The following is a 402-nucleotide window of genomic DNA, read 5'->3' as shown; positions in this document are numbered from 1 at the left end:
CTTCATGGTTGCGATAATTGAGAGACTCACGAACAACTTTCGTTGTTCTGTGTTTCAATTTTCAGCTTGATCCAGATTTTTAAAGAGCAAATATCTCAAACATGACTCGCAAGTCAGTTTTGAGATATAACGGCCGGCGACTTTCACTCACACAAACCAGCAAGTGGCGTCCCCTAGGGGATTCGAACCCCTGTTACCGCCGTGAAAGGGCGGTGTCCTGGGCCTCTAGACGAAGGGGACACGAAAATTGCTTATCACGCGCTGCGTGATATTTTCGTGTAGGGTGAGCTTTCATTAACAGAAAGCGAGCGGCCTTATTTCATTCAGCCTCACTCCCAACGCGTAAACGCCTTGCTTCTCTACATCTATCAGACAATCTGTGTGGACACTTCAAAGGCAGGT

Annotated in this window: 1 tRNA gene; it reads right to left on the bottom strand. The window is 47.3% G+C overall.

From position 1 onward, the window contains the following. Positions 1 to 164: 164 nt before the first annotated feature. A tRNA-Glu gene (locus APU02_RS05565) sits at positions 165 to 240 on the bottom strand. Positions 241 to 402 lie beyond the last annotated feature (162 nt).

Source organism: Citrobacter sp. 50677481 (assembly GCF_001463265.1).
Classification (GTDB): domain Bacteria; phylum Pseudomonadota; class Gammaproteobacteria; order Enterobacterales; family Enterobacteriaceae; genus Citrobacter_A; species Citrobacter_A sedlakii.
Note: the sequence above shows the minus strand (reverse complement) of the source record. Positions and strands in the feature narration are given on the sequence as shown.